The 6,764-nt window shown below is 30.8% G+C and carries 10 protein-coding genes; 9 read left to right on the forward strand and 1 reads right to left on the reverse strand.

The window, feature by feature from the left end; translation table 11 throughout:
• On the reverse strand, positions 1–428 hold a 428-nt coding region (locus tag F8154_RS14575; protein WP_151862346.1), incomplete at its 3' end, for a helix-turn-helix domain-containing protein.
• Between the two features lie 177 nt (positions 429–605).
• Between F8154_RS14575 and F8154_RS14580 the strand changes: the two genes are divergently transcribed.
• From F8154_RS14580 to F8154_RS14615, 9 genes are all read left to right on the forward strand, one after another.
• The gene (locus F8154_RS14580) at positions 606–824 is read left to right on the forward strand and encodes a helix-turn-helix domain-containing protein (protein WP_192930329.1); all 219 of its coding nucleotides are present in this window, start codon (positions 606–608) and stop codon (positions 822–824) included.
• Between the two features lie 44 nt (positions 825–868).
• Positions 869–1,069, forward strand: coding sequence for a helix-turn-helix transcriptional regulator (locus F8154_RS14585; protein WP_151862348.1), 201 nt, complete (start codon positions 869–871; stop codon positions 1,067–1,069).
• A 64-nt stretch (positions 1,070–1,133) separates the two neighbouring features.
• Positions 1,134–1,706 carry a helix-turn-helix transcriptional regulator gene (locus F8154_RS14590; protein ID WP_151862349.1) on the forward strand — a complete coding sequence of 191 codons (573 nt, stop codon included), beginning with the start codon at positions 1,134–1,136 and terminating at the stop codon, positions 1,704–1,706.
• A 184-nt stretch (positions 1,707–1,890) separates the two neighbouring features.
• The gene (locus F8154_RS14595; RefSeq protein WP_151862350.1) at positions 1,891–2,619 is read left to right on the forward strand and encodes a DUF5986 family protein; all 729 of its coding nucleotides are present in this window, start codon (positions 1,891–1,893) and stop codon (positions 2,617–2,619) included.
• 20 nt (positions 2,620–2,639) lie between these two features.
• Positions 2,640–3,815 (forward strand): helix-turn-helix domain-containing protein, encoded by a 1,176-nt coding sequence (locus tag F8154_RS14600; protein ID WP_151862351.1) that lies wholly within the window; start codon positions 2,640–2,642, stop codon positions 3,813–3,815.
• Positions 3,816–3,880: 65 nt separating this feature from the next.
• Entirely contained in the window at positions 3,881–4,039 is a 159-nt protein-coding gene (locus F8154_RS14605; protein WP_151862352.1) for a Spo0E family sporulation regulatory protein-aspartic acid phosphatase, read from the forward strand.
• 76 nt (positions 4,040–4,115) lie between these two features.
• A complete protein-coding gene (locus F8154_RS15580) occupies positions 4,116–4,238 on the forward strand; it encodes a hypothetical protein (RefSeq protein ID WP_279237220.1) in 123 nt (40 codons plus the stop codon).
• Positions 4,239–4,322: 84 nt separating this feature from the next.
• A complete protein-coding gene (locus tag F8154_RS14610) occupies positions 4,323–5,897 on the forward strand; it encodes a recombinase family protein (protein ID WP_151862353.1) in 1,575 nt (524 codons plus the stop codon).
• 78 nt (positions 5,898–5,975) lie between these two features.
• Positions 5,976–6,710 (forward strand): Fic family protein, encoded by a 735-nt coding sequence (locus F8154_RS14615; RefSeq protein WP_151862354.1) that lies wholly within the window; start codon positions 5,976–5,978, stop codon positions 6,708–6,710.
• Positions 6,711–6,764 lie beyond the last annotated feature (54 nt).

Below are 6,764 nucleotides of genomic sequence, written 5' to 3' on the forward strand. Positions count from 1 at the left end.
CCCTCTTTAAGCAAGGTACAAGGGACACCACAACTTTCAAATCGTCTGATAAAATCTTTGGCTCTTTTAATCAAGTCTTCTTCAACACCGTCATAGTATTTCTGCCAAAGAACAATATAAAACTGCCGTTCAACAACCTTCTCAATGTCTTCTTCGGACAGACCAGATTTATCTAAATTATGATATGCCTTTGTGGGCATATCTTTTTTATTGTTAAGCGTATCTTTTGAGTTGGTTCTACCTAAAAGATAATCTACTGAAACATTAAAATAATCAGCTATTAATTTTAACATGTCAGTGTCGGGCTTATTTATATCGTTTTCGTATTGTGAGATAGTTGATTTTCTAACATTTAAAACTTTACCCAATTGTTCTTGAGTAATTTTTTTTTCTTTTCTTAAACTTCTTATTATTTGACCTAATGACATAAACTCACCTCAAAGTTCAATATTTGTGAACTAACTTTATTTTATCATTTTTTGAAGTAATTACAATGTAATAAAAAAAAGTTCATAATAAATGTATAAATCTCTTGACAAGTTCATTGCAAATGAACTATACTATAAACAACAAGTTCATATTATATGAACAAAGGAGGGTTGAAAATGGAACACGTTTTACTCAAGATAAAGCAAATTAGAGTATCAAAAGGGTTAACACAACAAGATATGGCAAATAGCATGGGTTATAAAAGTAAGAGCGGATATTGTCAACTAGAAAAAGGCGAAGTTAAACTAACTCTGGATAAAATTGAACTAATTGCTAATGTTTTAGAAGTAGATCCACAAATTCTTCTTTCGGATTACAAAACAAACGCAAGTTAATGTTAATACGATTTTTAACTATTAATTGCTTAAGGAGGTACCCCATGAACCCACCAATTAAAAACCAAATAAAAAAGTTACGTAAAATTAAAGGCATAAAGCAACAGAATTTAGCTAAAAGGCTTAATATAGATAGAACCTATTTATCTAAACTAGAAAATCAATATTATTCACCTAGCCCTGAGCTTATGTATAAAATTTGCAAACTGTTTGAGGCTGAATTAGGAGAAATATTTTTTATATAGTTTTATATTCAACAGGTTTATTGGGTTTCCTTTAAACAAATTCCGACAAAGGGGGTATTTAAGAGTGTATAACAATAGTGCTGCATGGGTTGACCTGCATGCTGAGTATAAAGATAGCTTAAAGAAAATTAAGCAGGTTAAAGAGAAGAGAAGAAACACAGGTATACTTGAGGATGTAGTTGACTGCCAAGTGGCTGGAAGTATGGAGAGTGATTTAAATCAGTCAGTAAGGGAAATAAAAAATAGGGTTATGCAGGAGTATAACTCCATAACCGAAGAAGACATAAAAAATCCTATATATGGTCTTACTGAAAGGCAAAAGGAAGTGGCTCTTTTAAGACAGAGGTATTCTTGCTCAGAAGTAGCTAGAATATTGAACATTGAACAATGTACTGTTTTTCTAATTTATAAAAAATCAATAAGCAAAATAATTAAGCTAAAATCAAAACAGAAAAAAGGGGAAAGTATTATACTAACAGATAGAGAAAATGAAGTTTATATTCTTTACGCAAGTGGCTTAAAGCCCAAAGCAATAAGTGAAAAGCTTGACATTAGTGTTAATACTGTAAAATACAATTTAAGAATGATAAAGGAAAAAACGGGTGGGAAAATCATAAAAGTTGAGAAGACGGGATAGGTGTGCTTAAAACAAGCCTAACTACTTCAAGCTAAAAAATTAATTATATTAGCTAAATCTATTTACTTAATTAATAAAATTTATATTTAACTTTATACTTTTTTCATATTGATTTATTTACTTGACAATTTTAGAATAAATGCTATTATTTAATTAATACCATTTTATTCTAGGAGGAAAGTAGATGTCGTTTAATATGGAAGGTATAACAATTGAATTGATTGTAGATTCACTTCAAAATGCTATGAGAAAAGCCAACTTCAACATGATACAAAATGATACTAAAATCAACATGAGTGTACATAATGGTAAATGGGATTGTATTGTTACTAAGATTTTTGATAATATGAATAATAGTAACTATAAACTAAGCATACTTGATTTAGGGATATTTAAAGTAGTTTTTATATATGAGAAAAATAGTAAGTTATTATTTAGTGTTATGCGTCAATCAAACTATAATGACTTACTGCAGGGCAAGAAGAAGGTGACTCACTATGCTAACTGTTCCTTATCTTTTAATAAAAATCTACCGAGAAAAGCAGAGCAACTATCCATGGTTGATTTACCTGAATTAACTGAAAAGGAAAAAGATATATTAGACTGGAAAAAAGGTCAAATTATTAATGGATTAGGAATAGAAGAAAAAGATGTAAAGCACTACATTACTATTGTTTTTAAGGAGCAAAACTTTGTATTAGAAGATGTTGAAGCCTTTTTAACAAATGAGTATTATGAGATTATTGAATCAATAAGCTTAAGCGAGCATATTAAATCAGATGTGTATGAAAGTTCACATGCAAATACAGATCAAGATATTCCGATTAGAATTAAACCTAATAAGGCTGTTTCAAATAGCGAGCCAGAATTAGATATAAATATCAACATCAAAAAAGAAAAAAAGATAAATTGAACTTAAGGGAGTAATCAACTATGGCATTTAATGGTGAAAGATTAAAGAAAGCAAGGCTATACAGAAACATGACAATTACTGAATTAGCTGAAAAAATTAATATTAGTAAACAAGCTGTATCACAATTTGAGAAGGGAACATCAAATAAAGGGCCTATATCACCTAAGCCAGATGTGTTTTTTGCAATAGTATTAGCACTAGGTTTTCCAAAGAAGTTTTTTGAAGAATATGATGAATATGATATTAACATCGAAAATACATTCTTTAGAGCATTAGCATCAACAAAAAATCTAGATAAAAAAACTCAGGAAATTAAAACAGAGTTAATAGTACGTTTATATAATTTTTTAAATGAGTATTTAGATTTCCCTGTACTAGAACTACCTGATATTTCAGATATTGATAGTGAAGATATGAATATAATATCATCTTATGTAAGAGATTACTGGGATTTAGGTGAGTCACCAATACCTAATATGGTGAAATTACTAGAAAGTAAAGGAATAATAGTATCAAGCTTTGATGTTAATAATAAAAAGATTGATGCATTCACTCAGATACACAAAATAAAGAACATAGAACAAATTTGTGTAGTACTAGGAAATGACAAACCATCTTTGGTAAGGAGAAATTTTGATTGTGCTCATGAACTTGGGCATATTTTATTGCATAATTCTTTAGGAGATTTATCTTTGCTTGAAAATGAAGAGCAAAGAGAGTTGGAATTACAAGCCAATCAGTTTGCAGGGGCTTTTTTGCTACCTAGAGAGAGTTTTTTTAAAGATTTAATACATCCTACTGATTTAGACTTTTATGTACAATTGAAAAAAAAGTGGAAAGTATCTATTGCAGCTATGATTGTAAGAGCTAGGGGATTAGGAAGAATAACAAACTCTGAGTATCAAGCACTCATGAAGAAAATTTCAAGAAAAGGATGGAGAGTAAATGAACCCTTTGATAACGAGTGGCAACTCCAGAGACCAGCCCTTTTTAGAAAATCGTTAGAGCTTTTGATAAATAATAATGTGTTAACTAATCGTCAATTTATAGATAGATTGTCTGCCAGTGGCTTAAGCTTAAATTCTTGTGAGGTCGAGGAACTTCTATCATTGAGTAAAGGATATTTAGCAGATTCTAAAACAAGCATTAAGGAGGTAGAACCTAAACTAAAATCAATACATCATATAAATTATTAAATAACCATTATTACAGACTCTCCCGAGGGTCTGTTTTTTAATTCAAAAAATTAGGAGGAAAGCTTATGACCTTAGAAAAACTAAAATCAAAGCTAAACCAATCAATAACAAGCTGTGATGACCTAAAAAAAGATGAAATAATCAAATTAAGCCAAGAGCTAGATATACATATAGCAGAAAAACAAAGAGAACAATTAAAACTTCTTTTAAATAATAAGCCTTAATAAGTTTATTAATATAAACTTAATAGGACAATCACTAGCTTTCATATATTTGTACAAAGTGAAAGGGGGAACTGGTGTGAGTAAAGATGTAGAAAAGTATTCAGTAGATCGTGAGTTTAGTAATGACGGAGTATTATTGGAGGAAATAATTAAAGAGATACTTAAGCAAAAGATTGATGGAGAGATATATGCCAGCTGATTAGATAACTTTTATTTGATAATGCCTGTTTAATCATATATTCTGATTATAGGCAGGTAGTTATCTGAAGGAAAGGAGGATAAAATGTACGGTATTGATAACTACCAGATAACGAACATCAAGTTTAGTGCTGCTATTTATTGTAGGCTTTCAAGGGAAGATGAAGGTTCTATACAATCTGAATCAATAAAAAATCAAAAGGAATTTTTGGTTAAATATGTTTCGGAGCAAGGCTGGCAACTACATGACATATATGTTGATGATGGTTATACAGGCACTAACTTCGAAAGACCAGATTTTCAAAGGCTATTAAAGGACATTGAAAAGGGCAGTATTAATCTAGTTATAACAAAGGACCTAAGTCGCTTAGGTCGAGATTATATTACAACTGGATATTATCTTGAGAAGTACTTCCCTGAAAAAAGGGTAAGGTATATAGCAGTAAATGATGGAATAGATACTTTTATTAATAGTGCTGGTAATGATATTTCTCCCTTTAGATCAGTTATTAATGATTTGTATGCAAGAGATATATCTGTTAAGGTGCGAAGCTCTATGGAAAGCAAGCAAAGGGCAGGAAAATTCATTGGAGCATTTGCTCCCTATGGCTATAAGAAAGACCCACAAGATAAAAACAAGCTAATTATTGATGAAGAAACTGCCCCAACTGTTAGAAGAATATTTCAGATGTACCTAGAAGGCTATGGCTTTAGTAAAATAGCTCATAAGTTAAATAATGAGGGTATAATAACTCCAACAGAGCTTAAAGCCAAAACAAGCAACTATAAAGGCACATCTAATAGCTCTTTATGGAGCCATAGTACAATTAAATGTATTATCACAAACCCCACATACATTGGAGACCTAGCACAAAAGAAGCGCCAAAGGGTTAACTATAAATCAGAAAAGCTTAGAACATTACCCCAAAACCAATGGATAGTAGTAGAAGACACCCACGAAGCAATTATAGATAAAAGAACCTTTGAAGATGCAACTAAAATGTTAAACAGAAAGAGCAACGAAACCTATAGCTTAAAAAGAAGTACTAGATTGTTTAGTGGCTTTATATTTTGTGGAGACTGTGGATCATGCATGACCTATACAAAGGCGAGAGCAAAGGACTATATAATTTGCTCAACTTATAAACGCTTCACATCTAAATATTGTACTAGGCACTCTTTTTTAGAAGATAAGCTAAAAGATATTATTATTGAAGATATAAAAGAATTTGCTTTGGGCTTAGATAAAAACAAGCTTCTAAGCTCGGTTAATAAAAGAAGCCAAAATACTGCTGAAGTTTATCTTACCCAAGAGATACGAAAAATTCAAGCTAGATTAAATGAAATAACAAAAGTTATTAAGGCATTGTACACCGATAAAGTAAAGGGTATACTAGAAGAAAAGGAATTTATGGAACTAAATAATGATTTTAAAAAAGAGAAAGAAACCTTGAGTATACGCTTAGAAGAGCTTCAGAAAAAGCTTAGTGATTTAGATAGCGTAAAAGAAGAAGGTAAACATATGGGAGAAATTATCGACAAGGTTTTATCTGCCCAAAGCTTAGATAGATATTCTTTGGAGAAGCTGGTTAAAAGAATTGAAATATTTGAAGATAATAGGGTGAAGATTTATTACAGATTTAAAAACCCTGCTGGATAATTTTCAAGTATTAAAGTCAGTGGAGTGCTTTAAACTAATAGATACATAAAATGTAACTAGATAAAGGGGTGAAAAGGAATGAAATCTTTGTTTGAAAAAATAGATTATAAAAAGGCATTATTAGACAGTAAAAGACCTTTACCCAAATATACATTGAAAAGCATTAAAGAAAACCTATTGCTTGAATGGACATATAATTCTAACGCAATAGAAGGGAATACTTTAACATTACAGGAGACTAAAGTTGTTTTAGAAGGTATCACAGTAGGAGGGAAAACCTTAAGGGAGCATCTGGAGGTAATAAATCATAGAGAAGCTATTTTATGTGTTGAAGAAATAGTTGAAAAAGAAGAAGAACTTAGTGAATGGCAAATAAAGAATATCCATAGGCTAGTTTTAAAAGGAATAAGTGATGAATATGCTGGCATTTATAGAAATCAAAATGTAATAATTAGTGGTGCAACACACATACCGCCAGATTTTTTACATGTTCCAGATGAAATGAAAGAGTTCATTACTTGGTATGAGAAGGAAGCTTATAAGTTACATCCAATAGAGAAGGCAGCCTATGTTCATATAGCTTTTGTAGGTATACATCCTTTTGTTGATGGTAATGGAAGAACAGCAAGGCTTTTGATGAACTTAGAGCTTATGAAGAATGGTTATCCACCCATAGTTATAAGAGCAGAGAATAGGTTAGAATACTACAATGCATTAGATAAGGCACATACAACTGGGGATTTTAATGATTTTACAAAACTAGTTGCAATAGAAGCTGAAAGAAGCTTGGATATGTATTTGAAATTCATATAGGCTTATGTTATAGCTTATATTATACCTGTATTCCTATTGGAACATACCCTGGGG

This window comes from Alkaliphilus pronyensis (assembly GCF_009017275.1).
In the GTDB taxonomy this organism is placed as follows: domain Bacteria; phylum Bacillota; class Clostridia; order Peptostreptococcales; family Natronincolaceae; genus Alkaliphilus_C; species Alkaliphilus_C pronyensis.